22 protein-coding genes are annotated in these 25,659 nt (G+C 70.8%); 15 read left to right on the top strand and 7 right to left on the bottom strand.

The genetic code is table 11. The annotated features are described in order from the left end of the window. Nucleotides 1-132: 132 nt before the first annotated feature. The gene (locus LMH63_RS16530) at nucleotides 133-750 is read right to left on the bottom strand and encodes an arylesterase (RefSeq protein WP_109678751.1); all 618 of its coding nucleotides are present in this window, start codon (nucleotides 748-750) and stop codon (nucleotides 133-135) included. On the opposite strand from LMH63_RS16530, the gene LMH63_RS16525 reads away from it, so the two are divergent. From LMH63_RS16525 to fabI, 5 genes are all read left to right on the top strand, one after another. Beyond that, nucleotides 749-1,441, top strand: a complete 693-nt coding sequence (locus tag LMH63_RS16525; RefSeq protein ID WP_109678750.1) for an ABC transporter ATP-binding protein — start codon at nucleotides 749-751, stop codon at nucleotides 1,439-1,441. The two genes, LMH63_RS16530 and LMH63_RS16525, sit on opposite strands and share 2 nt — an antisense overlap. Then, nucleotides 1,441-3,933, top strand: coding sequence for an ABC transporter permease (locus LMH63_RS16520; RefSeq protein WP_109678749.1), 2,493 nt, complete (start codon nucleotides 1,441-1,443; stop codon nucleotides 3,931-3,933). Before LMH63_RS16525 ends, LMH63_RS16520 begins: the two co-directional genes overlap by 1 nt. A 174-nt stretch (nucleotides 3,934-4,107) precedes the next feature. Further along, on the top strand, nucleotides 4,108-4,539 hold the full coding sequence (locus LMH63_RS16515) for a MaoC family dehydratase (RefSeq protein ID WP_109678748.1): 432 nt from the start codon (nucleotides 4,108-4,110) through the stop codon (nucleotides 4,537-4,539). A gap of 89 nt (nucleotides 4,540-4,628) precedes the next feature. Continuing rightward, nucleotides 4,629-6,380, top strand: coding sequence for a PHA/PHB synthase family protein (locus LMH63_RS16510; protein WP_109678747.1), 1,752 nt, complete (start codon nucleotides 4,629-4,631; stop codon nucleotides 6,378-6,380). Nucleotides 6,381-6,562: 182 nt separating this feature from the next. Continuing rightward, nucleotides 6,563-7,339 (top strand): enoyl-ACP reductase FabI, encoded by a 777-nt coding sequence (fabI, locus tag LMH63_RS16505; protein ID WP_229332632.1) that lies wholly within the window; start codon nucleotides 6,563-6,565, stop codon nucleotides 7,337-7,339. A gap of 270 nt (nucleotides 7,340-7,609) precedes the next feature. Here the strand turns inward: fabI and LMH63_RS16500 are convergent, their stop codons facing one another. Genes LMH63_RS16500 through LMH63_RS16490 form a run of 3 tightly spaced genes read right to left on the bottom strand, consistent with a single transcriptional unit; the run spans nucleotide 7,610 to nucleotide 10,657 of the window. Next, nucleotides 7,610-8,620, bottom strand: a complete 1,011-nt coding sequence (locus LMH63_RS16500) for an asparaginase (RefSeq protein ID WP_109678745.1) — start codon at nucleotides 8,618-8,620, stop codon at nucleotides 7,610-7,612. 25 nt (nucleotides 8,621-8,645) lie between these two features. Then, nucleotides 8,646-9,752, bottom strand: coding sequence for an o-succinylbenzoate synthase (gene menC, locus LMH63_RS16495; RefSeq protein ID WP_109678744.1), 1,107 nt, complete (start codon nucleotides 9,750-9,752; stop codon nucleotides 8,646-8,648). Nucleotides 9,753-9,775: 23 nt separating this feature from the next. Then, the gene (locus tag LMH63_RS16490; RefSeq protein WP_109678743.1) at nucleotides 9,776-10,657 is read right to left on the bottom strand and encodes a MurR/RpiR family transcriptional regulator; all 882 of its coding nucleotides are present in this window, start codon (nucleotides 10,655-10,657) and stop codon (nucleotides 9,776-9,778) included. A 200-nt stretch (nucleotides 10,658-10,857) separates the two neighbouring features. Here LMH63_RS16490 and LMH63_RS16485 point away from each other — a divergent pair, with 200 nt between their 5' ends. From LMH63_RS16485 to LMH63_RS16455, 7 genes are all read left to right on the top strand, one after another. Continuing rightward, the gene (locus LMH63_RS16485) at nucleotides 10,858-12,405 is read left to right on the top strand and encodes an ABC transporter substrate-binding protein (RefSeq protein WP_109678742.1); all 1,548 of its coding nucleotides are present in this window, start codon (nucleotides 10,858-10,860) and stop codon (nucleotides 12,403-12,405) included. Nucleotides 12,406-12,447: 42 nt separating this feature from the next. Then, nucleotides 12,448-13,371, top strand: a complete 924-nt coding sequence (locus LMH63_RS16480; RefSeq protein WP_109678741.1) for an ABC transporter permease — start codon at nucleotides 12,448-12,450, stop codon at nucleotides 13,369-13,371. A gap of 10 nt (nucleotides 13,372-13,381) precedes the next feature. Then, nucleotides 13,382-14,284 (top strand): nickel transporter permease, encoded by a 903-nt coding sequence (gene nikC / locus LMH63_RS16475; protein ID WP_199225661.1) that lies wholly within the window; start codon nucleotides 13,382-13,384, stop codon nucleotides 14,282-14,284. 507 nt (nucleotides 14,285-14,791) lie between these two features. Beyond that, nucleotides 14,792-15,832 carry an ABC transporter ATP-binding protein gene (locus LMH63_RS16470; RefSeq protein ID WP_109678740.1) on the top strand — a complete coding sequence of 347 codons (1,041 nt, stop codon included), beginning with the start codon at nucleotides 14,792-14,794 and terminating at the stop codon, nucleotides 15,830-15,832. Continuing rightward, nucleotides 15,829-16,803, top strand: a complete 975-nt coding sequence (locus tag LMH63_RS16465; RefSeq protein WP_109678739.1) for an ABC transporter ATP-binding protein — start codon at nucleotides 15,829-15,831, stop codon at nucleotides 16,801-16,803. The genes LMH63_RS16470 and LMH63_RS16465 overlap by 4 nt, the downstream gene beginning before the upstream one ends. Nucleotides 16,804-16,932: 129 nt before the next feature. Continuing rightward, nucleotides 16,933-17,889 (top strand): DUF6963 family protein, encoded by a 957-nt coding sequence (locus LMH63_RS16460; RefSeq protein ID WP_158280375.1) that lies wholly within the window; start codon nucleotides 16,933-16,935, stop codon nucleotides 17,887-17,889. A 2-nt stretch (nucleotides 17,890-17,891) separates the two neighbouring features. Then, nucleotides 17,892-19,124 carry a Zn-dependent hydrolase gene (locus LMH63_RS16455; protein WP_158280374.1) on the top strand — a complete coding sequence of 411 codons (1,233 nt, stop codon included), beginning with the start codon at nucleotides 17,892-17,894 and terminating at the stop codon, nucleotides 19,122-19,124. Between the two features lie 122 nt (nucleotides 19,125-19,246). Here the strand turns inward: LMH63_RS16455 and LMH63_RS16450 are convergent, their stop codons facing one another. The 3 genes from LMH63_RS16450 to nudE all read right to left on the bottom strand — a co-directional run bounded on the left by LMH63_RS16450 (nucleotide 19,247) and on the right by nudE (nucleotide 22,297). Further along, nucleotides 19,247-20,827 (bottom strand): OpgD/OpgG family glucan biosynthesis protein, encoded by a 1,581-nt coding sequence (locus LMH63_RS16450; RefSeq protein ID WP_109678737.1) that lies wholly within the window; start codon nucleotides 20,825-20,827, stop codon nucleotides 19,247-19,249. A gap of 86 nt (nucleotides 20,828-20,913) precedes the next feature. Beyond that, nucleotides 20,914-21,735 carry a 3'(2'),5'-bisphosphate nucleotidase CysQ gene (gene cysQ, locus LMH63_RS16445; protein ID WP_109678736.1) on the bottom strand — a complete coding sequence of 274 codons (822 nt, stop codon included), beginning with the start codon at nucleotides 21,733-21,735 and terminating at the stop codon, nucleotides 20,914-20,916. Beyond that, nucleotides 21,728-22,297 (bottom strand): ADP compounds hydrolase NudE, encoded by a 570-nt coding sequence (gene nudE / locus LMH63_RS16440; protein WP_109678735.1) that lies wholly within the window; start codon nucleotides 22,295-22,297, stop codon nucleotides 21,728-21,730. The genes cysQ and nudE overlap by 8 nt, the downstream gene beginning before the upstream one ends. A gap of 488 nt (nucleotides 22,298-22,785) precedes the next feature. Between nudE and trxA the strand changes: the two genes are divergently transcribed. From trxA to LMH63_RS16425, 3 genes are all read left to right on the top strand, one after another. Next, nucleotides 22,786-23,112: a thioredoxin TrxA gene (trxA, locus tag LMH63_RS16435; protein ID WP_109678734.1), complete on the top strand. Its 327-nt coding sequence runs from the start codon at nucleotides 22,786-22,788 to the stop codon at nucleotides 23,110-23,112. Between the two features lie 221 nt (nucleotides 23,113-23,333). After that, on the top strand, nucleotides 23,334-24,590 hold the full coding sequence (gene rho / locus LMH63_RS16430) for a transcription termination factor Rho (protein ID WP_109678759.1): 1,257 nt from the start codon (nucleotides 23,334-23,336) through the stop codon (nucleotides 24,588-24,590). Nucleotides 24,591-25,059: 469 nt separating this feature from the next. Continuing rightward, nucleotides 25,060-25,656, top strand: a complete 597-nt coding sequence (locus tag LMH63_RS16425; protein ID WP_109678733.1) for a methyltransferase domain-containing protein — start codon at nucleotides 25,060-25,062, stop codon at nucleotides 25,654-25,656. Nucleotides 25,657-25,659 lie beyond the last annotated feature (3 nt).

The following is a 25,659-nucleotide window of genomic DNA, read 5'->3' as shown; positions in this document are numbered from 1 at the left end:
CGACACTGCCGCGTTCCGCGCCCGCCGGCCGACGGCTACACCGCAAGCGCGCTGCCGCCGCTGCCGCGCGGAGTCGGTCTTTGAACTTCGGGCTTTGAACCTTGAACTAAGCCGCTGCTGGGGGGCAGCGCCTCAGGCGCCACCCCCCAGCAGCGGCTTGAGCTCACCCCAGACGTTGTCCAGCAGCACCGGCTGCGCGGCCGCATTCGGATGGATGCCGTCGGACTGCATGAGCTCGGCGTTGCCGCCGACGCCCTCCAGGAAGCGTGGGACGAGAGGCACGCCCTCGCTCTCGGCGACTTCCCGGAAAACGGCCTGGAACCGATCGATGAATGCGCGGCCATAGTTGGAGGGCAGGCGCACGCCGACCAGCAGGACCTGCGCCCCGGCCTCGCGGCTCAGGCGAACCATGCGGGTGAGATTGCGCCGCATCTCCGCCAGCGCGACGCCGCGCAGCCCATCATTGCCGCCCAATGCGATGATGACGGCATCCGGCTGGTGCTCGGCGAGGGCCTGCGGGAGCAGGTCGACGCCGTTGGCGGTGGTATGGCCGCTGACGCTGGCGTTGACCACGCGGGCGGGGTAGCCATTGTCGTCCAGGCGCTCGCGCAGCAGGGCCACCCAGCCCTCCTCGCGGTCGATGCCGTAGGCGGCACTCAGGCTGTCACCTAGCACCAGTACCGTGCGCTCGGTGGCGACCGCGGGCAGGGTGAGCAGGCACAGCAGAACACTCAGCAGGAGTCGATGCATGGATGAGGATTCCGGATTCCGGGTATTGGCGGCCGAGGGGCTCACCATGCGCTTCACCGCGCCGGAGGGGACCATCAGCCTGTTCGAGGACCTGGATCTTAGCATCCTGGCCGGTGACTCCGTCGCCATTCTCGGCACCTCGGGCTCCGGCAAGTCGACCCTGCTCGGGCTGCTTGCGGGCCTCGACCTGCCCACCGCCGGGCGGGTCACCCTCGACGGCAGCGAGCTCACCGCGCTGGACGAGGACGGCCGCGCCACCCTGCGGGCCGGGCGGGTCGGCTTTGTCTTCCAGGCCTTCCACCTGCTGCCCGGGCTGACGGCGCTGGAGAACGTGATGCTGCCCGGTGAGCTGGCGGGCGAGAGCGACGTCCGCCGGCGTGCCCGGGCGGCGCTGGAGCGGGTCGGCCTCGGTGAGCGCCTCGCGCATTATCCGGCACAGCTCTCCGGCGGCGAGCAGCAGCGGGTGGCGCTGGCGCGGGCCTTCGTCGCCGGCCCCCGGGTGCTGTTCGCCGATGAGCCCACGGGCAATCTGGACCACCAGACCGGGGAGCGCATCATCGATCTGCTGTTCGCCCTCAACCGTGACTACGGCACCACGCTGGTGCTGGTCACCCACGACGACGCCGTCGCCGCGCGTTGCCGGCGCACGCTCTACCTGCGCGACGGCACCCTGCACGAGACGGCGGCCTGATGCGGGCGCTGGCGGGCGGGACACTTGCACTGCGCCTGCTCTGGCGGGACTGGCGCGGCGGCGAGCTGCGGCTGCTGGCGCTGGCGGTGGTCATCGCCGTGGCGGCGGTGACCGGTGTCTCCTGGCTGGCGGAGCGGGTGGCCGGGGCCACCGAGGCCCGTGCCGCCGATCTTCTCGCCGCGGACCGGGCGGTGGAGTATCCGCGCATGATCCCGGAGGCCTGGGGCGAGCGGGCGCGGCAGGCGGGGCTCGAGACCGCACTCATCGCCGAGTTTCCGACGGTGGTGGTTACCGACGATGCCAACCGTCTGGTCTCGGCCAAGGCGGTGAGCGAGGGCTATCCGCTCCGCGGGTCGCTGCGGGTGCGCGCGACCCCGGAGGCGCCCGAGCGTCTCGCCGAGGGGGTACCGGAGCCGGGCACCGCCTGGGTGGAGCCGCGGCTGCTTACGGTTCTCGACGCCGAGGTCGGCGACACCCTCACCCTGGGCGAGCGCACGCTGCGCATCACCCGTGTGCTCACCCTGGAGCCGGATCGCAACGGATTTTTCGGCAGCCTCGCGCCGCGGGTGATGTTCAACCATGCCGATCTTGCCGCCACCGGCCTCATCGGCGAGGGCAGCCGGGTTCGCTACAAGCTGCTGCTGGCGGGCGCCGAGGAGGCGGCGGTGGGGTTCACCGACGCCCTCGTGGCCGAGCAGGGCAACGCGGTGGAGATCGAGACCCCGACCGACGACCGGCAGGGCGCCGGCGAGGTGGTGGCCCAGGCGCGGCGCTTCCTGGGTCTGGCCGCGCTGCTCACGGTGATCGTCGCCGGCGTGGCGGTCCTGCTGACGGTGCGGCACTATGCCGAGCGCCAGGTCACCGGGGTCGCGGTGATGCGCGCCGTTGGCGGTACCCGTCGGCGCATCCTGGGCCTGTTCGTCGGCAAGCTGCTCTGGCTCGGCTTCTTCGCCGGGGCGGCGGGCGCGGCCATGGGCTTTCTGCTGCATCTGGCCATGCTCGCGCTGGTGGCCGAGCTGCTGGGCACGGAGCTGCCGTGGCCCGGGCTGCGGCCGCTGGCCACCGGCTGGCTCACGGCCTTTGCCGCGCTGCTTGGCTTCGCGCTGCCCACCCTGGCGCGGCTGCGGGACGTGCCGCCCATGCGGGTGCTGCGCAGCGACCTCGGGCAGGGCCTGTTCCGCGGCGCGCTGCCGCTGCTGGTCGCCGCCGGGGTGATCCTGGGGCTGATGGCCTGGCAGGCGGGGGACCTGCGGGTCACGGCCTACGTCTTCGGCGCCCTGGTGGCGACGCTGGCGCTGCTGGCCGTGGTGGCCGGCGGCACGGTCGCGCTGGTGCGCCTGCTCTACCGCCGTGGCGGCAGCGGCCGGCTGCTCTGGCTCACCGGCCTCACCCGGCGGCCCTGGACGGCGGTGGTGCAGATCGTCGCCGTGGGCGTGGGGCTGATGGCGCTGTTCCTGCTAGCCGTGGTGCGCAACGACCTGCTCCAGGCCTGGCAGGCCGAGATCCCGCCGGATGCCCCGAACCAGTTCCTGATCAACATCCAGCCGGATCAGGTGGACGGCGTGCGGTCACTGCTGGCCGATGCCGGCGTGGAGACCCGCTTCTACCCCATGGTGCGGGCCCGACTGGTGGCGCTGAACGGCGAGCCGATCCGGGCCGAGGACTACGCCAGCGACCAGGCCCGCCGCCTGACCCGGCGCGAGTTCAACCTCTCCTGGGCCGAGCGCCTGCAGGGCGACAACAGCATCGTCGCCGGCGAGTGGTGGTCCGGCGAGGACCCGCCCCCACAGCTCTCGGTGGAGGAGGGCTTCGCCGGGGAGATCGGCGTCGACCTCGGCGACCGGCTGACCTTCGAGTCGGCCGGCGAGCGGGTCACGGCGGAGGTGACCAGCCTGCGTGACGTGCGCTGGGAGAGCTTCAACGTCAACTTCTTCGTGCTGGCCTCGCCGGGCACCTTCGACGACCTGCCCGGCACCTGGCTCACCAGCTTCTATCTGCCCTCGGAGGACACGGCGCTCATCGGCGAGCTGATCCGGCAGTATCCGAGTGTCACGCCCATCGACGTCAGCGCCATCCTGCGCACCGTGCGCGCGATCATCGACCAGGGCAGCAGCGTGGTGGAGCTGATGGCGCTGCTGACCCTCGCCGCCGGGGTGCTCGTGCTGCTGGCCGCGCTCCAGATCACCGGCGAGGAGCGCCGCTTCGAGAGCGCCCTGCTGCGGGCCCTCGGCGCCCGCGGTAAGCGCATCCGGCGCATGGCGCGGATGGAATTCTGGCTGGTCGGCCTGATCGCGGGGCTGATGGCGGGACTGGTGGCGAGTGTCGCCGGCGTCTACGTCGCCGAGGGCCTGTTCGACCTGGATTATCCCTTCCGCCCCGGCGCCATCGCCGCCGGCGGCGTGGTCGGCCTGGTCACCGTCTGGGTCGCGGGCGGCTGGGGGGCACGGCGGTATTATCGGGTGTCGCCGATGCGCCTTCTGCGTGAAGGCTAGCGCGCGCGCTTCGCGCGCGAGTCCGCGGTCCCGGTCGCTCCCGCCCCACGCCACCTCTGCTGCGCCTGTATCGTCTTCCGCGGGCGGTGATGCCGTAACGCTGGCTGAGGCAAGTGCGTAATCACTTCGAACCTTGAACTTCGAACCTTGAACCCGCCTACACAGGAGGCGCCTATGGACGGCTACGTATTCGAGGACCTGGAGATCGGGCTGCGCGCCGGCTTCGCCAAGACGGTCACCGAGGCCGACGTCGGTGCCTTCGCCGGGATCACCGGGGATTTCAACCCGGTGCACATCAACGCCGAGTACGCCAAGGGCACCAACTTTCACGGCCGGATCGCCCACGGCCTGCTCACGGCCGGCCTGATCTCGGCGGTGCTGGGTACCCGGCTACCGGGGCCGGGCGCCGTGTATCTCAACCAGCAGCTGTGCTTCCACGCGCCGGTGTTCATCGGCGACACGGTCACCGCCGAGGTCACCGTGCGCGAGCTCGATGCGGAGCATGGGTTCGTCACGCTGGACACGACGGCGCGCGTGAGGGAGCGCGCAGTGATCAGCGGCGAGGCGCTGGTCCGCGTACCGAGGCGGCAGGAGCTGCAGGACTGACGCCAGTCAATCCCCGATGCTGCGCTGCAGTGTTATCGTCGGGACAGTGATTTTCCCATAGCGGCCTGGAGGCCGCGAGGTGATACACCATGACCCGACTTCAGCACGCTTTCGAGGAAGACGCCGTAGAGCCCCAGCCGGTTGACCGGCTACTGCACGCGGGGCTCGGCCGCCTTTCCGGCGGCATCTCGCCCGCGGCGCTGACGCTCGCGGGGACGGACTGGGCCGTGCACCTGGGCCTGAGCCCCGGGCGCCAGGGGGAGCTCGCCGAGAAGGCGCTGCGCAAGGCCCTGCGGCTGATGGCCTATGCCGGTCACTGTGTGGCCGGGGATGGCGAGGCGCGCTGCATCGAGCCGCTGCCCCACGATCATCGGTTCGATGACGAAGGCTGGAGCCGCTGGCCGTTCTCGCTGATCCATCAGGCCTTTCTGCTGCAGCAGCAGTGGTGGCATGTGGCGACCACCGGCGTGCGCGGCGTCGACCCGCATCACGAGGAGGTGGTCAACTTCGTCGCCCGGCAGTGCCTGGACGTCTTCTCGCCCTCCAACTTCCTCGCCACCAACCCGGAACTGCTGCGCCGCACGGCGGCCCAGGGTGGCTGGAATCTGGTGCGCGGCTGGGCCAACTGGCTCGAGGACGTGCAGCGCCAGCTGGCCGGGCGCCCGGATCCGGGCCTGGAGGCGTTCCAGGTGGGGCGCGACCTCGCCGCGACGCCGGGTAAGGTGGTTTACCGCAACCGCCTGATGGAGCTCATCCAGTACAAGCCGAGCACGAAGACCGTGCATCCCGAGCCGCTGCTCATTGTCCCGGCCTGGATCATGAAGTACTACATCCTCGACCTGGCGCCCGGCAGGTCGCTGATCGAGTACCTGGTGGGCCAGGGGCACACGGTGTTTGCCATCTCCTGGAAGAACCCGGGGGCGGAGGACCGCGACCTCGGCATGGACGACTACCGGCGACTCGGGGTGATGGCCGCGCTGGACGCGGTCAATGCCATCGTCCCCGAGCGCAAGGTGCACGCCGTCGGCTACTGCCTTGGGGGCACCTTGCTCAGCCTCGCCGCCGCGGCCATGGGGCGGGATGGTGACCAGCGCCTCGCCACGCTCACCCTGCTCGCCGCCCAGACCGACTTCACCGAGCCGGGCGAGCTGGATCTGTTCATCGACGAGAGCCAGGTCAGCTTCCTCGAGGACGTCATGTGGGCCCGCGGCTATCTCGGCCGCGGCCAGATGGCCGGGGCGTTTCAGCTGCTGCGCTCGCAGGACCTGATCTGGTCCCGTCTGGTGCGCAACTACCTGCTCGGCGAGCGCGAGAAGCCCTTCGATCTCATGGCCTGGAATGCCGACTCCACGCGGCTGCCCTACCGCATGCACAGCGAATACCTGCGGGATCTGTTCCTGCACAACGATCTGGTGGAAGGCCGCTACGACGTGGACGGCCGCCCGGTAGCCGTGGGCGACATCGCCGAGCCCGTGTTCGCGGTGGGGACGGTGACGGACCACGTCGCCCCCTGGCGCTCGGTGTACAAGATCGTGCGCCTGGCGCGCACGGAGGTGACGTTCCTGCTCACCAGCGGCGGGCACAATGCGGGTATCGTCACCCCGCCGGGGCATCCCCGGCGCACCTTCCAGGTCGCGGTGCACGAGCCCCTCGGCCCCATCGTGCCGCCCGAGCGCTTCGAGCGAGAGACCCCGCGCCAGCAGGGCTCCTGGTGGCCGGAATGGCACCAGTGGCTGCGCCAGCACTCCGGCCGCCGCGGCCCCCCGCCGGCCATGGGGAACCTGGACGCCGGCTACGCGCCAATCACGGATGCGCCGGGGGAGTACGTCCTTATGAAGTAGTCAGTTCAAAGTCCCAGGTTCAAAGACCGCCGCCGCACGATGTGCCGTCATTGCGTGGCGTTAGCGCAATTGTTGGCCGGCCGGAGGAGTCTTTGAACTTTGAACGTTGAACTTTGAACTCTTCGCCAAGGCCGCCAATCGAGGCAGGCCTCGAGCGCGAACAACGACCAGAGGATCTCCAAGTGGCACCCTACTTCGACCTCACCGGCAAACGCGGGCTCGTCGTCGGTATCGCCAACGAGCATTCCATCGCCTGGGCCTGTGCGCGGGCGTTTCGGGCGCTGGGGGCGGAGCTGGCGGTGACCTATCTGAACGAGAAGGCCGAACCCCACGTGCGCCCGCTCGCCGAGCGGCTCGAGGCGCCGATCATTGTGCCCTGCGACGTGCGTGAGCCGGGGCAGCTGGAGGCGGTGTTCGAACGCATTCGGGAGGAGTGGGGCGGGCTCGACTTCCTGCTGCACTCCATCGCATTCGCGCCGCGGGACGATCTCCATGGCCGGGTTACCGACAGCTCCCGTGAAGGGTTCCTCACCGCCATGGACGTCTCCTGCCACTCGTTCATCCGCATGGCGCATCTCGCCGAGCCGCTCATGAACCGGGGCGGGGCGCTGCTGACGGTGAGCTTCTACGGCGCCGAGAAGGTGGTGGAGCACTACAACCTGATGGGCCCGGTCAAGGCGGCGCTGGAGTCCAGCGTGCGCTATCTCGCCGCCGAGCTCGGCGAGGGCGGCATCCGCGTGCACGCGCTCTCTCCGGGCCCGCTCAAGACCCGCGCCGCCTCCGGCATCGACCGCTTCGACGAGCTCCTGGAGCGCACCGCCGAGCGCGCACCCAGGCACCAGCTCGCCGATGTCGAAGACGTCGGCGCCACCGCCGCCTTCCTAGTGAGCGACCGGGCGAAGAGCCTGACCGGAAACGTGACCTACGTGGACTGTGGGTACCACGTGGTGGGCGCCTGACGGCGCCCACCACGAGTTCAAGGTTCACGGTTCAAAGTTGAATGACGTAGGTCGGGAAGCGCCGCGGGCGCTACCCGACGCGCCGGTAGGCGAATTCCCGGAGCCGCGCCAAGCGCGGCTGTCGGCGAGCGCGGAGCGCCTGCCGACCTACTTGGTCTGAACTCCGGGCGTCTCGAGGCGGCTCCCGAGTCGGGGATCAAGCAAGGCGATACAGAGGCGGCCTTTTTGAACCTTGAACTTTGAACCTTGAACCGCGGGCGAAGCCCGCCGTTACCCACCCCCATACGCCTCGAAGAATTCCCGTATCTCCCCCCGGCTGGCGCCCGCGCCAACCAGCAAGGACAGGGCCACCCGGGCCTTCGGTGCCGTCAGCCAGCCCGCGGTGAGGGCGCCGCGGCGGGCGAGATCGAGCTCGCCGCCGGGGTAGGCATAGGTTTCATGGAGGGTGGCCCCGGCGCGGCACCGGCTGGCCACCACCACGGGCATGTCCGCGCAGACGGCATCCAGGCGCTCGGCCATGCGTGGCGGGAGGTGGCCGCCGCCGAGGGCGTCGATCACCAGCCCCTGGTAGCCGGCGGCGGCGAGCCCGGGGAGCAGGCGGCCGTCGTCGCCGAGGCCGGCGGCGATCAGTGCCACCGCAGCGGGCTCGCGGCAGGCCTCGGCGGCGGTGGCCCGGTGGACGGCCGGGGGTGCCGCCCAGAGCACCCGGGATTCGCTCACCTCGGCCAGAGGGCCGGGCCAGGAGGCGAAGGCGTCCGGGCGGCTCGTGTGCGCCTTGGTCACGCGCGCGGCGGCGTGCGCCGTCGCGTTCAGCACCACCAGCACGCCGCGCCCGCCGGCCTCCCGGTCGGCGGCGACACGCACCGCATCCAGCAGGTTGGCGGGGCCGTCGGCGCCGGGCAGGGCCGGATGGCGCAGCGCCCCGGTGACCACCACGGGCGCCTCGTCCGCGTGCAGCAGCTCCAGGGCGAAGGCGGTCTCCTCGATGGTGTCCGTGCCCTGGGTAATGACCACCCCGTGCGCGCCGGCGGCGAGGGCGCGATCGGCGGCATCGCGGATATGGATCACTGCGGTGAGGTCCATGTGCGGGCCCGGGACGACGCTCAGATCCTCTGCGGTAACCTCCGCCACCGCTTCCAGCCCGGGAACGGCCTGGAGCAGGGCATCGGCGTCCAGCCGGGGCAGCACGCCGGCCCCCTGTCCGGGCGCCATGGCAATGGTGCCGCCGGCGCCGAGCACGGCGACACGGGAACGGGTGCCGATGAGGCGTTCAGCGTCCATGGCGTTCCCTCCCTATGGCGAATGCTCAGTGCAGCCGATGGTGCTCCAGGGTGCAGCTGCGCAGGCGCTCCGGGTCCGGCAGATGGCCATGGCCCGGGGCGTCCGGCGCGGTGATCGTGCCCGGCGCACTGAGCTGCACCTGCGGCTCGGCCAGGTCGCGCTCGTAGAGGCGGGCGCTCGGGAAGATGTCGCTCGGATAGCGGATGTTGCCACAGGTGGCCAGCGCCAGCGCCGGCCCCTGGCCGATGGCGGACTCGAGCATACCACCTACCCAGCAGGGGATGTCCGCCTGCGCGCAGCGCTCGAGGATCGCGAGCGCCGGGGTCAGGCCGCCGACGCGCCCGGGCTTGAGGTTCATCCAGCGGCAGGCGCCGATCTCGATGGCCTTGCGCGCCCGGTCGTCGGAGACGATGCTCTCGTCCAGGCAGAGCGGGGTGTCGAGCTGTGCCTGCAGGCGGGCGTGGTCGATGAGGTCATCATGGGCCAGCGGCTGCTCGATCATGGCAAGCCCGTAGGCGTCGAGCTCCCGGAACATGGGCGCGTCCTCCAGCCGGAAGCTCGCGTTGCAGTCCACATGCAGCACCGCGTCCGGGTGCGCCTCGCGCACCCGGGCGACCATGGCCACGTCCCAGCCGCGGCGCAGCTTCAGCTTCACCCGCCCGAAGCCTTCGGCAAGGGCCCGCCCCACGGCCTCCACCAGCTCATCCAGCGAGTCCATCACCGCGATGTCGGCGCCGACGCGGACCTCCGGGCCGTGCCCGCCGGCGGCCCGCCAGAGTGGTTCGCCGCGGGCCCGCGCATGCGCGTCCCACCAGGCGTTGTCGAGCGCGGCCTTGGCGAAGTGATTGCCCTTGAAGTCGGCGAGGGCGGCCTGCAGCGCGGCGCCGTCGGCGATCTCGCGGCCGAGCAGGCGCGGGCCGAAGGCATCGCGGAGCAGGGCGAAGGCGCCGGGGGCCCACTCGGGGGAGAACTGGGGCAGGCGGTAGGGGGCGCTCTCCCCCCAGCCGTCGACGCCATCGGCGCGCAGGCGCACCAGCACGCCGTCCACCGCGTGCTCCTCGCCGAAGGCGGTGCGCCAGGGGGCCTTCATGGGCATCCGTATGCGGTAGAGCTCTATTTCCTCGATGTGCATGGGACGGTCTCCGTGGCGGGCGCTCAGGTGTCGCGGTCGAGCTCGCCGAGGTCGCTCATCAGGTCCTCGATGCGCCCGAGCCGGGCCCGGCCGGCCTCGCCCGCCTGCGCCACCACCTCGGTGCAGAGGTAGTTGAGCAGGCTGATGACGCCGACGTAGGAATCGAACAGCGAGATGCCACGCACCTGGCAGGCGAAGGTCCAGGTGGCATAGCGGCGGGTGGCGACCGCGAGGCGGTCGGTGACGTAGGCGATGGGCGTGCCGGTCTGATGGATCGCGGCCATCAGTCGACGCAGCTCCGCCGAGCGCCGGCGCATGCCGATGGCGATGACCAGATCCTCCCCGCCCATGTCAACCAGGTCCTCGGACGGCACCTGGCCCGGTACCGGTAGCAGGGTGACGTCCGGGCGCACCTGGATGAGCTGCCGGCGCACGTAGGAGGCGAAGAAATAGCTGTTGCGGAAGCCGAGCGTCCAGACCCGCCGCGCGGCGAGGATACGCTCCACCACCGCGTCCAGATCCCGCGGGCGGATGCCCTCGAAAGTCTGGCGCAGGTTGGCCAGATCGCGCTCGAGATGGCGCATGAGGCTGTCGCCCTCGCGCGCGGGGGTCACCGTCGAGGTGTTGAGGTAGATCGGCTCGCCCGCCTCCTGGGCGGTGCGCACCTCGCGCTGCACCTCGCGGTAGTCGCCATAGCCGATGCGCTGCACGAACCGTGTCACCGCCGCCTTCGACACGCCCGCCCGCTCCGAGAGGGCCGTGGCGGAGAGGAACAGGATGTCCCCCGGATACTCCAGCAGCAGGTCGGCCAGCGCCCGCTCGCTGGCCGGCAGATTCTCGTAGTGGCTGTGGATGCGCCGCTCCAGGGTGCGTGCCCCGGACGACGACTCGGGCAACTGGGTCATTTCGGCTCGGGCCTCCGGTCGCGCCTTTTCTGTTTAGCAGACTGAAACAGGAATTTCGAGTATTTGACAAACCGAAATTCCTGTCTCATACCTTCAGGGCCAGCGGCGACACGCCGCAGGCACCCCAATCCGGTGCCGGGGCAGCCGCAGGGTCGCCGCTCCGGCGGGCATGGCGATTGACACACCCAGGAGGTCCGCCCATGACGCGCAAGGGGATCACGGCCGCGGCGCTCGCGCTGGCGGTGACCACGACGGGGCTAGGCGGCGGGGCGCAGGCCCAGGAGATCGTCTGGGCGCGGGACGGGGACATCGACTCCCTCGACCCGCACCGGGCCACCTCCACCCTCTCCCGCCAGCTCTGGTACCAGATCTACGACTCGCTGCTGGAGTTCGACGAGAACGGCCGGCCCACCGGCAACCTCGCCCGCGACTGGACGGTGGCCGATGGCGGGCGGGAAGTGACCTTCCAGCTCCACGACGACATCCTCTGCCATGACGGCACGCCGTTTACCGCCGAGGACGTCAAGTGGACCGCCGACCGGGCGCTCTCCGAGGACAACCCCAGTATCACCAAGGCGAGCTGGGGGCCGATCACCGAGGTGGAGGTGGTGGACGAGCTCACCGTGCGCTTCCATCTGGAGACGCCGTTCGCCGCCTTCGTGCCGTTCATGGCCGACCAGTTCACCTCGATGCTCTGCGACAGCAATGCCGAGCTGGAGCGCTTCGGCGTCGATGCCGCCGTCGGCACCGGGCCCTGGCGGTTCGTGGACTGGACCAAGGGCGACGAGATCGTCCTCGAGCGCAACGAGGACTACGTCAACCGCGGCCGCCCGGTGGAGAACCCGGGGCCGCCCCACGCCGAGCAGCTCATCGTGCGCACCATGCCCGAGGGGCAGACGCGGGTGGCGGCGCTCCGTACCGGCGAGGTGGACCTGATCGTGCCGCCCATCGAGGAGGTGGAATCGCTGCGGGGGGACCCGAACTTCGAGCTGCACGTGGCCGAGGGCACGGGCCAGAACATGTTCCTGGAGTTCGCCGTCTCCCGACCGCCCTTCGACGACGTCCGCGCCCGCCGGGCCATCGCCCACGCGCTGGACTTCGAGATGGCGCTGGGGATCGTCTTCGGCGATCTGGTGCAGCGCGAGCGCTGCCCGGTCTCCCGTGGCGTGCTCGGCAACGACCAGGACTTCTGCGCCCGGCACGCGCCGGAGTATGACCCGCAGAAGGCCCGCGAGCTGCTGAACGAGCTCGGCTACGGGCCGGACAACCCCATGGAGGTGATCCTCGCCACCTGGTACGGGGACAACCGTGATGACGTGCTGCAGGTCTTCCAGAACCAGCTCCGCCAGCTCGGCATCGAGGCGGAGATCGAGGTGATGGACATCGGCACCCTGAACGCCCGGGTGAAGCAGGAGAACAACCGCACGGAGGGCCCCGGCTTCATCGACCTGATGGGCTGGACCTGGTTCGACCCGGACGTCCTCTACCTGCTCTGGCACTCGCCGGGGGCCTACGAGGGCTATACCGACCCCGAGCTCGACGAGCTGCTGGAGGCCACCCGGACCACGCTCGATCGGGAGGAGCGCGAGGCCGTGGTGCAGGACGTGTTCGTGCACCTGCTGGAGAACGCGGTGCACGTGCCCGTCTACACCCCGGGCTGGCTGTGGATGTACGCCGGCTCCGAGGATGCCGCCGGCTTCACCATCGGTCCCTTCAACCGGCCGCTGTTCAACGACGTCGGCCGCTGACCGCGAGGCGGGGGCCGCAGGGCCCCCGCCGGGAGCCCCGGCATGACGGGATACCTGGCCAGACGGCTGCTCGCGGCGCTGCTCACCATCTGGGTGACCACCGTCGCCGTCTCCATGCTGATCCACCTGGTGCCCGGGGATCCGGTGCAGATCATGTACGCCCAGTCTCAGGGCACCACCCAGGAGCAGCTGGAGGCGATTCGCGCCGACCTCGGTCTCGATCGCCCGGTCTGGGAGCAGTACGTGATGTATCTCGGGCGGGTGCTCTCGGGCGATCTCGGCGAGACCATCCGCGGCGAGCAGCCGGTGCTGGAGCTGCTGCTGCTGCGCCTCCCGAACACCCTGGCCCTCGCCGGCACGGCGCTGGTGATCGCCATCGCCATCGGCATGACCCTCGGCTTCATCGCCGCCTACCGCCGCGGCAGCTGGCTCGACACCACGCTCATGGTCACCGCCATCCTCGGGGTGTCCATGCCGCACTTCTGGCTCGGGCTGCTGCTGCTGTTCCTGTTCGCGGTGGAGCTGCAGTGGCTGCCGGTGGCCGGCGGCGGGCCGGCGAGCCTGGTGCTGCCGGCGGTGACACTGGGCCTCTCCAACGCCGCCATCATCGCGAGGCTGACCCGCTCCTCGATGATCGACGTCTTCGATCAGGACTTCATCCGCACCGCCCACGCCAAGGGCCTGCCCCACGCCATGGTGCTGCGCAGCCACGCCCTGCGGGCGGGGCTCGTGCCCATCGTCACCATGATCGGCATGCAGTTCGCCTACATGATGGGCGGCGCCATCGTGGTGGAGAACGTCTTCGGCTGGAACGGCGTCGGCCGGCTCGCCATCCAGGCGATCCTGCAGCGCGACTACCCGCTGATCCAGGGGTTCATCCTGATGTTCGCCATCGTGGTGGTGAGCATCTCGGTGCTGCTGGACGTTCTCTACGCCTTCCTCGACCCGCGCATCCGCTACCGCTGAGGGATCCGTCATGGCGCAGACGAGCACGCAGATGGACGCCCTCCCCGCCGAGACCCCGGCGCGCCGGCCGCGCTCGGCGGGGGTGCGCTTTCTGCAGGCGGTCCTCGCCAACCGCGGCGCGGCGGTGGGCTTCGCGCTGGTGCTGCTGCTGATCGCCACGGCACTTTTCGCGCCCTGGATCGCGCCCTATTCGCCGGAGCAGATGGGCGCCGGGCAGCGCCTGACCGCGCCCGGCGCGCAGCACTGGTTCGGCACCGACGAGTTCGGCCGCGACATGTTCAGCCGCGTGGTCTACGGCGCCCGGCTGACCATCCAGGTGGGCATGATCGCGGTGGGGATCTCGCTCACGGTGGGCATGGTCATCGGGCTGGTCAGCGGCTACGCCGGCGGCTGGATGGAGCGCATCCTCATGCGGGCCATGGACGTGGTGTTCTCCTTCACCGAGACGCTCATCGCCCTGGCCGCCGTGGCGGTGCTCGGCCCGAGCCTGACCAACGCCATGATCGCCGTCGGCATCGCCGCCATCCCGATCTATGCCCGCGTGGCCTACAGCGTGACCCTGGTGGAGCGCAACCGCCCGTACTTCGAGGCGGCCTGGGCGGCGGGGGCGGGGCATCTGCGGCTGATCTTCCGCCATCTGCTGCCGAACGTGATCCCGCCGATGATCGTGGTCGCCACGCTCGGCGTGTCCACGGCGGTGCTGGCCGCCGCGGGCCTCAGCTTCCTCGGCCTCGGCGCCCAGCCGCCGTCGCCGGAGTGGGGCGCCATGCTCGCCTCCGGCCGCGAGTACCTCAGCCGCGCCCCCTGGCTCACCCTCTATCCCGGCCTCGCCATCATGGTCGTGGTCCTCGCCTTCAATCTGCTGGGCGACGGCATCCGCGAGGCCCTCGATCCGCGGCAGCGGAAACGGTGAGGTGGCTGGTATGAAGTCGGGTCTTCGGTGTTCCTGGCGGCGGTATGGGAGCGCAGCTTCGCTGCGCAAATCCCCTTCGGTGCTGGTGCGATCGTATCGGTCCTCCGGACGCGCCGGGGCGGGGCCGGGAGCGGTATTCCTCTCCGGGACACGCCGTGAATACATCCCTGTAGGCTCCACTGCGGCATCCCTGCCGCAGAGGGTCCCGGAGACGAATACCGCTCCCGGCCTGAGCGCTTCGGGGCAGCTTCGCGGCGGGGATTCGCGCAGCGAAGCTGCGCTGGTGCTGCGGAGGCAGAACGGTGCTTGCATCATCACACCCCTTTGGCAGCTTGCCTCATTGGGCTCTCGAGCTCGGCTGCAGGCCTACACAGACAGCGTCTCCGGGCTCTCGAATTCGGCGACGACCGCCGATGCGGTAGCCCGGCTGCGCCGGGCGAATCCCAACCCCGAATCCACCCCGGTGCTCGCAGGCCGGGAAGCGCTCACCGATAGGGGGGTGTGCTGATGGCGACCAACCCCGCAGACATCGACCCCCGGACTGCGGCCGACCCCGTCCTCCGGGTCGAGGGGCTGACCACCGAGTTCCGGACCTCCGCCGGGCAGGCCCTGGCCGTGGACGGGCTGTCCTACGAGGTGCACGCCGGGGAGACGCTGGCGCTGGTGGGGGAGTCCGGGTCCGGGAAGAGCGTGAGCGCGCTCTCCGTGATGGGGCTCGTGCCCGACCCGCCGGGGCGGGTGGTGGGCGGGCACGCCTGGCTCGAGGGGACGGACCTGATCTCGCTCGACCGCGAGTCCCGTCGGCGGCTGCGCGGGCGGCGCATCGCCATGATCTTCCAGGAGCCCATGAGCGCGCTGAACCCCGTGCTCTCCATCCGCAGGCAGATGCTCGAGGGCATTCGCGAGCATCTGGGGCTCGACGAGCGCGCCGCCGAGGCCCACGCCATCGAGATGCTGCGCAAGGTACACATTCCCGCCCCCGAGCGGCGGCTCAAGGAATACCCGCACCAGCTCTCCGGCGGCATGCTGCAGCGGGTGATGATCGCCATGGCCATCGCCTGCCGGCCGCGGGTGCTGATCGCGGACGAGCCCACCACGGCACTGGACGTCACCGTGCAGGCTCAGGTGCTGGCCATCATGCAGGAGCTGCAGCGGGAGCTTGGCACCGCGATCCTGCTCATCACCCACGACATGGGCGTGGTGGCCGAGATGGCCGACCGCGTAGTCATCCTCTACGCCGGGCGCAAGGTCGAGGAAGGGCCGGTGGAGGCGGTCTTCCGGCGGCCTCTTCACCCCTACACGCTGGGGCTCCTGGGCGCGCTGCCGAAGCTCGGCCGCGCGGGGCCGGTGGGCAGCCGGCAGCTCGCCGAGATCCCCGGCATCGTTCCGGCGCTCACCGACCTCCCCGCCGGCTGCCACTTCGCGCCGCGCTGCCGCTTCGCTACCGAGCGCTGCCACGCCGCCTACCCGCCGCTGGAGGAGAAGGCGCGCGGGCGGCTCGCCGCCTGCTGGGAGTCCGAGCGCCTGCCCGGGGAGATGCCCACATGAGCGCCACCGCACCACTGCTCGACGTCCGCAATCTCACCACCCGCTTCCCGCTACGGGGCGGTGTCCTGCAGCGGGTGACCGGCCATGTGCACGCGGTGGAGGACGTGTCGCTGCACATCCGCCGCGGCGAGACGCTGGGGCTCGTGGGCGAGAGCGGCTGCGGCAAGTCCACCGTGGGGCGCAGCGTGCTGCGGCTCACCGAGCCCACCGCTGGCGAGATCCGCCTTGACGGCATCGACATCGCCCGCCTGCCGCCGCGGCGCCTGCGCCCGCTGCGGCGGCGGCTGCAGATCATCTTTCAGGACCCGTTCTCCTCGCTGAACCCGCGCCTCAAGGCCGGCGCCATCGTCGGCGAGGCCCTCGCCATCCACGGGCTGGCCGGGCGGCGGGAGCGCGAGCGGCGGGTGGCGGAGCTCTTCGAGCGCGTCGGCCTGCGCCCGGACCAGATGCAGCGCTTCCCCCACGAGTTCTCCGGCGGCCAGCGCCAGCGCCTCGCCATCGCCCGGGCGCTGATCGTGGAGCCGGAGCTGGTGGTGGCCGACGAGTCGGTCTCGGCGCTGGACGTCTCCATCCAGGCCTCGGTCATCAACCTGCTGGTGCGCCTGCAGCAGGAGATGAGCGTGGCGTATCTGTTCATCTCCCACGACATGAGCGTCGTGGAGCACGTGAGCCACCGGGTAGCGGTGATGTACTTCGGGCGGGTGGTGGAGGTGGGCGAACGCCCGGACGTCTTCGCCGAGCCGCTGCATCCCTACACCGAGGCGTTGATGTCCGCGGTGCCGGTGCCGGACCCCGCCACCCGGCGGCGCAAGCGCATCCTGCTCACCGGTGAGCTGCCGAGCCCCATCGATCCGCCGCCGGGCTGCCCCTTCCACACCCGCTGCCCCATCGCCGAGGCGCGCTGCCGCAGCGAGCGGCCCGTGCTCGAGGAGAAGCGCCCCGGGCACTGGGCGGCCTGTCATCTGAGGTAGGGCGATGAGCATCTCGGGCCTGTACCAGACGCAGCCGTGGACCGCGACCGCGGCAGTGAACCGTAGGCCGTGCCCGGTAAGAGGCGCCACATTCCGCGCTGCCTTTGCCAACGCAGGTGGAGCATCCGCATGACCATTGGCATCGCCGCCTCCGGGCCACGGGCCGGGCTCGCCGTCTACCGGGCCCTCGCCGCCGTGGAGCGGGTGGCGGAGGGGGCCATCGGCGGCTTCGCCGCCTTCGCGGCCCTGGATGCGCACGGCGTCCTGCACCGGGCGGCCACCCAGCGCGGTGGCAGCCGGACGCTGTTCACCGCCGGCGAGCGCACGGGCGCCGAGCCGCCGCCGGCCGTTGCCGAAGCGCCCTTCGCGGCGCTCATGTCGAGCGGGCCGGATCGCCCGGAGCCCCTCGCGCAGTTCGTGCCGGCGGCCCGTGGCGCGGGGCTCGTCACCGGGCATCGGCTGCCCAACGCGGCTGGCCGTGCCGGCCGGCCCCTTAATCGGCTGGTGCTGGAGGCGCTGGAGGAGGGCGCGGGGGCGCGGGAGGCGGTGGAGGCGGTACTGGCCGCCGAGCCCGAGGCCGACGCGGGGCTCATCGCGCTGGACCTCCGCGGCGGACTGCACGCCGCGAACAGTGCCCGCGTCGGGCGCCGGCGGGACCTGGGTCACGCGCTGCGCGCGGCTGGCGGCGCACAGGTCGCCGTGCTGCACAACGCGATCCGCCCGGTGGGCAGCCTCGCGGCGCTGGCGGCGGAGATCGCCCTCGGCGTGCTCTGCCCGCCGCCAGCGCCGGCGGGTAGGGTCTGCGTGCGCGCGGGCACGCCGCTGCGTCCGGGGAAGGAGCCGCGGGTGCTGGTGGATGCCGGAGGCCGGGCGGTTGCCGTGGAGACCCCGGATGAGCGCCTGCTCGCCGGGCGGCACAACTGTGCGGCGCTGTACCTGGACGCGGCGGTGGTGCAGGAGGGGCAGCTGCTCGGGCGGCTCGCCTTCGAGCCCAACGTGATGGTGGAGGACGGACGGATCGTGAGCCTCAGCGGCCAGGAGGAGATGCACGTGGACTACATCGTAGCGGAGGACGGAGACGGATGAGGGTGAACGTCGATCGCGTCCGGGGCCACATCGAGCGCATCGCCGGGTTCACTGCGAGCCCCGGCGAGGGTGCGACGCGCATGAGCTACTCCCCCGAGTACCGTGCGGCCTGCGAGTACGTGATGGCGCACGCGGCGGGCCTCGGAGCCGAGGCCCGGCTCGATGCCATCGGCAGCGTGCGCCTGCGCCTGCCCAGCAGCGACGCCGCAGCCCCGGCGGTGCTGGTGGGCTCGCACCTGGACAGCGTCCCCCACGGTGGGGATCTGGACGGCGTGCTCGGCGTGGTGCTCGGGCTCGAGGTGATGGAGGTGCTGGTACGCGAGGGCGTGCGGCCCGCCCGCCCGCTGGAGGTGATCGCCTTCGTCGAGGAGGAGGGCGCCACCTTCCGCTGCCCCCTCGCCGGCAGCCAGCTCCTCACCGGGGCGCTGCCGGCGGAGGCCACCGGCGAGCTGCGCGACGAGTCCGGGCGCAGCCTGGCGGAGGCCGCGCGGGCCTTCGCCTGCGATCCGGCCCGTCTGGCGGATGATCGTCTGCGGCCGGAGTCGGTGCGCGCGATGCTCGAGGTGCATATCGAGCAGGGGCGGGTGCTCGAGAGCGCCGGGGTCCCCGTGGGCATCGTCGAGTGCATCGCCGGCAGCGAGAACCACCGCCTGCGTCTGGAGGGCCGCGCCGACCACGCCGGCACCACCCCCATGCCGCTGCGCCGCGACGCCCTCGCCGCCGCCGCCGAGGTGGTGCTCGCCGCCGAGCGCCTGGCCGGCGAGCCCGCCCGCCCGGACACCGTCGCCACCGTGGGCCGCCTGCTCTGCCGCCCCAACGCCGCGAACGTCGTCCCGGGGGCGGTGGAGCTCAGCCTCGACGTGCGCGACGTACATGCCGAGCGCCTGGACGACGCGGTGGCGACCCTCGCCGCCGCCATCGAGGCCATCGCGGAGCGTCGCGGCCTCCGCCACCAGCGCGAGCGCACCGCCCGCAGCGAGCCCGTCGCCTGCGCCCCGGTGCTGGTGGAACTGCTCGAGGAGACCGCCCGGCATCTCGGCATCTCCCATCGGCGCCTCGCCAGCGGCGCCCTCCACGACGCCGCCATCCTCACCCGCATCACCGAGGCCGCGATGCTGTTCGTCCCAAGCGTCGACGGCGCGAGCCACGTCCCGGAGGAACGCACGGAGGATGCGGATATCGAGCAGGGGGCGGAGGTCTTGCTGGGGGCGGTGCGAACGCTCCTTGAGCGTTGAGTTCAAAGTTCAAAGTTCAAAGTTCAAAGGGAGATGTCGCACGCGGCTGCGCCGCGCACGACCTACGGATCTTTGAACGTTGAACCTTGAACTTGCCACTACCAGCACTGGCCGGCGCGCGATCAGCGCGCCGGCCAGTGCTGGTACGCCCAGGTCTCTGTGAGCGCGCGCCCGTCCAGCCTCAGGAAAGCCCGCAGCTCCACCGGCTCCGCGCCCTCCGCGATGAGATCGAACGCGCCGCGCCAGTACGGCGTGTCCACCACCTTCAGGGCGTAGGGGCGTCGCACCTCGCCGCGGCTGGCGGTGACCACCATCTCCACGTCGAAGCGCTGCTCGAGCCCGGCGAGCGGGCCGCCTTCGAAGTCCACCACATATTTGACCCCGTTGGGGTGGTAGGTCTCGGGCTGGCCTGGGCGGCCGGCGCGGCCGCTGCGGGTTGCGCGGGCGCGCCCCACCGCCTCGGGTGGGTCCGGATGCTCGGCGACCCAGTGCAGGTGGTAGTCATAGCGGCGATGCCCGCCGGCGGGAATGGGCTCGGCGGGGCGCCAGTAGCAGACGATGTTGTCGTAGATCTCGTCGTCCGTAGGGATCTCGACGAGCTCGACGACGCCTTCGCCCCAGTCGCCCCGGGGGGCGACCCAGGCGCTCGGGCGGCGATCGTAGAAGACGCCGTCGTCCTGGTAGTGGCTGAAGACGCGGTCGCGCTGCATCAGGCCGAAGCCCCGCGGGTTGCGGTCCCGGAAGGCGCTGGTCTGCAGCCGGGGCGGATTGTTGAGCGGCCGCCAGAGGCGCTCGCCGCTGCCGGTCCAGAGCGCCAGGCCGTCGCTGTCGTGGATCTCCGGGCGCCAGTCGGGGCCGCCGTGGGTCTCGCCGTACCAGAACATGCTGGTCAATGGGGCGATGCCGAGGCCCGTGATCTCGCGGCGGGGAAAGAGCTCGGCGCGTACATCCATGCGCGTCGCGCCGGGTCCGCTGCAGTGGAACCGGTAGGCGCCCGCAAGGCTCGGCCCGTCCAGCAGGGCGTGGACGGTCAACGCGTGCCCCTCGTTCTGCCCGGGCTCGAGCCAGAGGTCGGTGAAGCGGGGGAATTCCTCGTTGCGTCCCGGGGTCGCGGTGTCCACCGCGATGCCCCGGGCCGAGAGCCCGTACTGATCCAGCGGTCCGGCGGCGCGGAAATAGCTCGCTCCCTGGAACGCCAGCCAGTCGCCGGGGCGGTCCCGGTGCAGGGCGCGGAAGCCGGCGAAGCCGACGCCTTCCGGCAGCCGCTCGCCGATGCCCGTGGCGCCGTAGTCGAACAGTGCCGGATCGAAGCGGACCCGCCGCGCCTGACCGTCGCTGACCAGGTGGATCCCCACCGGGCGCTGGGCGTGGCGTCCGGGATGGAACAGCTGCAGCGGCGGTGCGGACGGCTTGTCCCGCCAGAGCGTGGCCTCGGGCCGGTAGCGGATGCGCTGGCTGGCGTCGTAGTCGATGGCGTCCAGCAGGTCCGAGTGCGGGGCAGGGGCAGCCTGGTACGGGCGGGCAGCGAGGTCCCTGGCGCGGCGCCTCAGCGCCTCGAAGGTAAACGGCTGCGCCGGGCCCAGGGCGCTCGGTGTCGCCGCGGCGCCGACGGCCGGCAGCAGCGCCGCCCAGGGGCTCGCCGCCAGTGCCGCGATGGCCTGCAGCAGACGGCGGCGGTCGCGGTCAATTCCGGCATCGGGCATGGTTCTACTTCCGACCGAAAAGGCAACACGGGGCCCGCCACCGCTGGCTGAGAGTCTCGCGCGGGCCGAGGGTTCCCGTCAGTCTTCTACCGCTCGTTCAGGGCGAAGCCTTCGAGATACCGGGTCCAGTCGTGCGCCGGATCGCCATAGGCGAGGAAGTCCGGGTTGAGCACCGAGGCCTTGCGGTTGTAGCGAAGCGGCGTGCCGTCGACCCGGGTGACGGCGCCGCCGGCGGCCTCCACCAGGCACTGGGCGGCGGCCGTGTCCCACTCCGAGGTGGGGCCGAAGCGGGGATAGAGATCGGCGAGGCCCTCGGCCACCAGGCAGAACTTGAGCGAGCTGCCCACGGAGGTGGTCTCGCAGGCCGGCAGGCGCTCCAGCAGCCGGTCCACGGCAGCGTCCCGGTGCGAGCGGCTGACCACCAGCGTCAGCGGCGCATCGCCCAGGGCTCGGGTCGCGATGCGGGTGCGGCCGCCCTCGTCGCGCCGCTCGGCGCCTTCCCCGAGCACGCCCAGGTAGCTGCGCGCGAGCACCGGCGCGTGGACCACGCCGAGAACGGGTACGCCATCCTCCACCAGCGCGATGTTCACCGTGAACTCGCCGTTGCGCTTGATGAACTCCTTGGTGCCGTCGAGCGGGTCCACCAGCCAGTAGCGCGGCCAGTGGCGCCGTTCCTCGAAATCCGGGAAGCCGTCCTCTTCCGAGAGCACCGGGACCTGCGGGGTGAGCTCGCGCAGGCCGAGGCTGATGCAGGCGTGCGCCGCGCGGTCGGCGGCGGTGAGCGGCGAGTCGTCATCCTTGGTCTCGACGTGGAAGTCGCCCTGGTAGACGTTGAGAATCTCGCCGCCGGCGCGTTCGGCGATGCCGATCACGTAGTCGGCGAGCATGCCCGGGTCGAGGTCACTCATGCAGTCGGTCTCCGTCGTCGGCGAGGGCGTCGCGGGCCAGGTACATTGCGGCGACGCTGCGGGCCTCGGTGAAATCCTCCCGCGCCAGCAGCCCGTGCAGATCGTCCAGCGGCCAGGGCACCACCTCGATCTCCTCGGGCTCGTCCCCCGGCAGCGGATCGGGATACAGATCGCGCGCGAGCACGATGTGGGTCTGGTGGGCGCTGTAGCCGGGGGCGAGGCTCATCACCCGCAGTGGCTCCACCCGTCGTGCGCCGAATCCCGTTTCCTCGCGCAGCTCGCGCACCGCGGTGACCAGCGGGTCCTCACCGTCCTCCATGCGGCCCTTGGGCAGGCCGAGCTCGTAGCGATCCGTGCCCGCAGCGTATTCCCGGATGAGCAGGATGAACCCGTCCGCGCGTACCGGAACCACCAGCACGGCTCCACTGCCGCCGCCCGGTGCGAGGCGCTCGAAGTCCACCTCGACACCGTTGGCGAAGCGCAGGCTCACGGCCTGCACATGAAACAGCCGCGAGCGGGCGACAGTGCGCACGGCGAGGGTTTCCGGCTTGGGGCGCGACATGGGCAGGGTCCGGTTGACCTTGGCAGAACGACATGGTGCGGGAAGCGCGACGGCGGATGCCAGCCTCTAGCCCGCCCATCTCACCGATTCACGGCTGCGGTCGCGGATCTGGCGGGCAGTCCTGCGTTGCGCTCGGTCCGGGTGCTCGACGTACTGTCGAGTACGCCTGCGCGCCCGGACTCTCCCGCGCGTTGGGCAGCGCAGAGGCCCGCGGGAAGGGTTCTGCGCTGCCCATCTCCTGCCCGCCATCTCCACGCCCTCGCTGCGCGAATCGGTGAGATAGGCGGGCTAGCGGCCAGCCACGGGCGGCGTTGACACTCCCGGGACGGGGGGCTAGGCTACCGCTAATTCGCGCATTCGGCGCAAACTCCCCTTACGATATCCGGTTCGCCGTCTGCCCCGGCGCGTCCTTAACGTTGAGAGCGGATCCTGCCGCTGGTACCCCTCACTTTTCGACCGAAGCTAGCGTTTCCTGGAGGTCTCCCGTCGTGAGCGACAGTATCGTCCACGTCTCCGATGACACCTTCGAGCAGGAGGTGCTGAAATCGGATCAGCCCGTGCTCGTTGATTACTGGGCCGAGTGGTGCGGCCCCTGCAAGATGATCGCGCCGATCCTGGAAGAGGTTGCCGATACCTACAACGGCAAGCTCAAGATCGCCAAGCTCAACATCGACGACAACCCGGAGACGCCGCCGAAGTTCGGCATTCGCGGCATTCCCACGCTGATGCTGTTCAAGAACGGCAATGTGGAGGCCACGAAGGTGGGCGCGCTGTCCAAGTCCCAGCTCGCTGCCTTCATTGACAGCAATATCTGATCGGGCGCCACGCCAGACGCCCGGCCGGCGGCGACTGCGCCGTCGGCCCCGCCGCCCGGCGCGAGAACGATTCCAATGATGGTCGCCATCCCACGGTGGCCCAAAAAGGCTCCGGCACCTGACCCCCGGGATATCACCCGGCTCCGGCAGGCGACCGGCTTGATCGGGCAGGTCCGGTTTCCCCGGCCGCCGCTGGCTCAATCCCCTCTGAAAATCCGATGATGAATCTCACCGAACTCAAGCAGAAACCCGCCACCGAGCTGGTCGAGCTCGCCCAGGAGCTGGGCGTCGAGGGCATGGCCCGCTCGCGCAAGCAGGACGTCATCTTCTCCCTGCTCAAGGCGCACGCCAAGAAGGGGGAGGACATCTGGGGCGACGGCGTCCTGGAAATCCTGCAGGACGGCTTCGGCTTCCTGCGCTCGGCCAACAGCTCCTACATGGCCGGCCCGGACGACATCTACGTCTCGCCGAGCCAGATCCGGCGCTTCAACCTGCGCACCGGCGACACGGTGTCCGGCAAGATCCGCCCGCCGAAGGAGGGGGAGCGCTACTTCGCGCTGCTCAAGGTCAGCGAGATCAACTTCGAGAAGCCCGAGGCGGCCAAGCACAAGGTTCTGTTCGAGAACCTGACGCCGCTGTTCCCGAAGGAGCGGATGACGCTGGAGCGGGGCAACGGCTCCACCGAGGACCTCACCGCCCGGGTCATCGACCTCACCGCGCCCATCGGCAAGGGCCAGCGCGCGCTGATCGTTTCGCCGCCGAAGGCCGGCAAGACGATGCTGCTCCAGAACATCGCGCAGTCCATCACCGGCAACTTCCCCGAGTGCTACGTCATCGTGCTGCTGATCGACGAGCGCCCGGAGGAGGTCACGGAGATGCAGCGCACGGTGCGCGGCGAGGTGGTCTCCTCCACCTTCGACGAGCCGGCGAGCCGCCACGTGCAGGTCGCCGAGATGGTGATCGAGAAGGCCAAGCGCCTGGTGGAGCACAAGCATGACGTGGTCATCCTGCTCGACTCCATCACCCGTCTGGCCCGCGCCTACAACACGGTAGTGCCGAGCTCCGGCAAGGTGCTCACCGGCGGCGTCGACGCCAACGCCCTGCACCGGCCCAAGCGCTTCTTCGGCGCCGCCCGCAACATCGAGGAGGGCGGCAGCCTGAGCATCATCGCCACCTCGCTGGTGGAGACGGGCTCGCGCATGGACGACGTGATCTACGAGGAGTTCAAGGGCACCGGCAACATGGAGATCCACCTGGATCGCCGGGTCTCCGAGAAGCGCATCTATCCGGCCATCAACATCAACCGCTCCGGCACCCGCCGCGAGGAGCTGCTGATGAGCCCGGACGAGCTGCAGAAGGTCTGGATCCTGCGCAAGCTCCTGCACCCGATGGACGAGCTCGCCGCCATCGAATTCCTGCTCGACAAGCTCAAGGACACGAAGACCAACGCCGAGTTCTTCCAGTCCATGAAGCGGTAGGTCGTGCACGGCGAAGCCGTGCGCGACGCGTCCCCCGGGACGATTCCATTGCACCGCGAATGGCTTAACGGTGAGCAAAGTCGCATTCGCCCGCGGCCCTCGCGCGACTTGATGCACGGTGCCAAGCCGGGGATCGGGGCCGTCTCCCGGGACACGCTGTGAATACCTCCCTGTACGCTCCAAGGCGGCATCCCTGCCGCCTAGGGTCCCGGGAGACGGCCCCGATCCCCGCCCAAGCACACGCCGTGCCCTCCGCCGCGGTGTTGAGTACCCCTTTGAACGCTCCTCCAGTGACCTCACGGCCCGATCGAAGCCTGTAGGAGCCGCGCCCTCGCGGCGAATCCCCTTGCCTGATCGCCCGGCCGGCGTGCACGTGATCGCCTTCGCTTCCGGACGCGACCGACGCATTCATCTCCCGGTCACGCCAGCAAGGCATGCTGAACGAGTGCCAGACGCCGATCGCAGGACCGTGCCCGAGGCCCGATTCGATTCCCGAGCCGAGCGCCGGCTGCTGGTGCGCAAATGGTGGCGTCATGGCCGCGAGATCGCCGCGTTCACGCCCTCGAGCACTGCGCTGGCCGTGGCGACGTGCGCCTATCTGGACCCGACGCGTCCGCAGGTCGTGCTGGAGCTCGGCGCCGGCACGGGCCCGATTACCCGCGCCGCAGCGAAGCAGCTGCACCCGCAGTCGCGGCTGATCGCGGTCGAGCGCGATCCGGATCTCGCCGCGATGCTGGCGGAGACCGTGCCGGCGGCGGAAGCGGTGGTGGGCGACGCGAGCGAGCTGGCGGGCATGCTGGCGGAGCGGAACGTAACCGGACTCGACGTGGTGCTGAGCGGCCTGCCCATGCCGAGCCTCCCCACATCGGTACGGCAGCGCGTGCTCGATGCGATCGCCGCATGCGCCGGGGATCCGGTGTTCAGCCAGATCACGGTGATGCCCTGGGTGTATCGTCCCCTCTACCGGCGACTCTTCCGCAGCGTTCGCTTCGTGCCGGTGTGGCGCAATCTGCCGCCCGGCGGCGTCTATCACTGCCGGGGCATTCGTGGCGCGGCGCTGGAATGAATA

The organism is Spiribacter halobius (genome assembly GCF_020883455.1).
Taxonomy (GTDB): Bacteria; Pseudomonadota; Gammaproteobacteria; order Nitrococcales; family Nitrococcaceae; genus Sediminicurvatus; species Sediminicurvatus halobius.
The sequence above is the reverse complement of the archived record's forward strand: the minus strand, read 5'-3'. Positions and strand labels throughout refer to the sequence as shown.

What these genes read in the sequence shown, in the direction of transcription:
- LMH63_RS16510 (WP_109678747.1), top strand. Translation starts at nt 4,629, where the DNA reads ATGACCCGACTTCAGCACGCTTTCGAGGAAGACGCCGTAGAGCCCCAG.
- LMH63_RS16490 (WP_109678743.1), bottom strand. Translation starts at nt 10,657, where the DNA reads ATGACCCAGTTGCCCGAGTCGTCGTCCGGGGCACGCACCCTGGAGCGG.
- nudE (WP_109678735.1), bottom strand. Translation starts at nt 22,297, where the DNA reads ATGTCGCGCCCCAAGCCGGAAACCCTCGCCGTGCGCACTGTCGCCCGC.
- rho (WP_109678759.1), top strand. Translation starts at nt 23,334, where the DNA reads ATGAATCTCACCGAACTCAAGCAGAAACCCGCCACCGAGCTGGTCGAG.
- LMH63_RS16520 (WP_109678749.1), top strand. Translation starts at nt 1,441, where the DNA reads ATGCGGGCGCTGGCGGGCGGGACACTTGCACTGCGCCTGCTCTGGCGG.
- nikC (WP_199225661.1), top strand. Translation starts at nt 13,382, where the DNA reads ATGGCGCAGACGAGCACGCAGATGGACGCCCTCCCCGCCGAGACCCCG.
- LMH63_RS16525 (WP_109678750.1), top strand. Translation starts at nt 749, where the DNA reads ATGGATGAGGATTCCGGATTCCGGGTATTGGCGGCCGAGGGGCTCACC.
- LMH63_RS16530 (WP_109678751.1), bottom strand. Translation starts at nt 750, where the DNA reads ATGCATCGACTCCTGCTGAGTGTTCTGCTGTGCCTGCTCACCCTGCCC.
- LMH63_RS16515 (WP_109678748.1), top strand. Translation starts at nt 4,108, where the DNA reads ATGGACGGCTACGTATTCGAGGACCTGGAGATCGGGCTGCGCGCCGGC.
- LMH63_RS16470 (WP_109678740.1), top strand. Translation starts at nt 14,792, where the DNA reads ATGGCGACCAACCCCGCAGACATCGACCCCCGGACTGCGGCCGACCCC.
- LMH63_RS16485 (WP_109678742.1), top strand. Translation starts at nt 10,858, where the DNA reads ATGACGCGCAAGGGGATCACGGCCGCGGCGCTCGCGCTGGCGGTGACC.
- LMH63_RS16460 (WP_158280375.1), top strand. Translation starts at nt 16,933, where the DNA reads ATGACCATTGGCATCGCCGCCTCCGGGCCACGGGCCGGGCTCGCCGTC.
- LMH63_RS16480 (WP_109678741.1), top strand. Translation starts at nt 12,448, where the DNA reads ATGACGGGATACCTGGCCAGACGGCTGCTCGCGGCGCTGCTCACCATC.
- cysQ (WP_109678736.1), bottom strand. Translation starts at nt 21,735, where the DNA reads ATGAGTGACCTCGACCCGGGCATGCTCGCCGACTACGTGATCGGCATC.
- LMH63_RS16465 (WP_109678739.1), top strand. Translation starts at nt 15,829, where the DNA reads ATGAGCGCCACCGCACCACTGCTCGACGTCCGCAATCTCACCACCCGC.
- LMH63_RS16450 (WP_109678737.1), bottom strand. Translation starts at nt 20,827, where the DNA reads ATGCCCGATGCCGGAATTGACCGCGACCGCCGCCGTCTGCTGCAGGCC.
- menC (WP_109678744.1), bottom strand. Translation starts at nt 9,752, where the DNA reads ATGCACATCGAGGAAATAGAGCTCTACCGCATACGGATGCCCATGAAG.
- LMH63_RS16500 (WP_109678745.1), bottom strand. Translation starts at nt 8,620, where the DNA reads ATGGACGCTGAACGCCTCATCGGCACCCGTTCCCGTGTCGCCGTGCTC.